Origin of the sequence: Streptomyces sp. NPDC096152 (assembly GCF_044763235.1) — a bacterium.
Lineage (GTDB): Bacteria > Actinomycetota > Actinomycetes > Streptomycetales > Streptomycetaceae > Streptomyces.
On record NZ_JBIWFW010000015.1, the window covers coordinates 1 to 1087 of the forward strand.

General features: G+C 66.3%; 1 protein-coding gene and 1 pseudogene. Both read left to right on the forward strand.

What is annotated here, in order from left to right; translation table 11 throughout:
- Positions 1-231: pseudogene (locus ACIQ9G_RS32765) on the forward strand (alpha-1,4-glucan--maltose-1-phosphate maltosyltransferase); the annotation flags it as partial.
- The coding region (locus tag ACIQ9G_RS32770; RefSeq protein WP_403616947.1) for an alpha-amylase family glycosyl hydrolase at positions 228-1087 on the forward strand (860 nt) is incomplete at its 3' end. The pseudogene ACIQ9G_RS32765 and the gene ACIQ9G_RS32770, both read left to right, overlap by 4 nt.

The window sequence follows — 1087 nt, forward strand, 5'->3', positions numbered from 1 at the left end:
TTGGACATGCCGCAACTCGGCCTCGACTGGCACGAGTCGGTGCCGGTGCGCGACGAGCTCACCGGCGAGACCTACCACTGGGGCAGGGCCAACTATGTGCGTCTCGAGCCGGGTCATAGGCCCGCGCACGTCTTCACCGTCGGCCGGGGGTCCGGGGGTCGGTCCCCGGACGAGGACAGCACCGTCCTGCGACCGTCCCACCCGCAGATCGGAGGGTCAGCCACCACATGATCGTCAATGAGCCTGTTCCGGACACCTTCGAAGACACTCCCGCCAAGGACCGGGACCCGGCGTGGTTCAAGCGTGCCGTCTTCTACGAGGTCCTCGTCCGCTCCTTCCAGGACAGCAACGGCGACGGCATCGGCGACCTCAAGGGCCTGACCGCCAAACTCGACTATCTGCAGTGGCTCGGCGTCGACTGCCTCTGGCTGCCCCCCTTCTTCAAGTCCCCGCTGCGCGACGGCGGCTACGACGTCTCCGACTACACCGCCGTCCTGCCCGACTTCGGCGACCTCGCCGACTTCGTGGAGTTCGTCGACGCCGCCCACCAGCGCGGCATGCGCGTCATCATCGACTTCGTCATGAACCACACCAGCGACCAGCACCCGTGGTTCCAGGAGTCCCGCAAGGACCCCGACGGCCCCTACGGCGACTTCTACGTGTGGGCGGACGACGACAAGCAGTACCAGGACGCGCGGATCATCTTCGTCGACACGGAGGTGTCCAACTGGACGTACGACCCGGTGCGCAAGCAGTACTACTGGCACCGGTTCTTCTCCCACCAGCCGGACCTCAACTACGAGAACCCGGCCGTGCAGGAGGAGATGATCTCCGCGCTGAAGTTCTGGCTGGACCTCGGCATCGACGGCTTCCGGCTGGACGCGGTGCCGTACCTGTACCAGCAGGAGGGCACCAACTGCGAGAACCTCCCCGCGACCCACGAGTTCCTCAGGCGGGTGCGCAAGGAGATCGACGAGCAGTACGCCGACAAGGTGCTGCTGGCCGAGGCGAACCAGTGGCCGGAGGACGTCGTCGACTACTTCGGCGACTACGGCTCCGGCGGCGACGAGTGCCACATGGCCTTCCA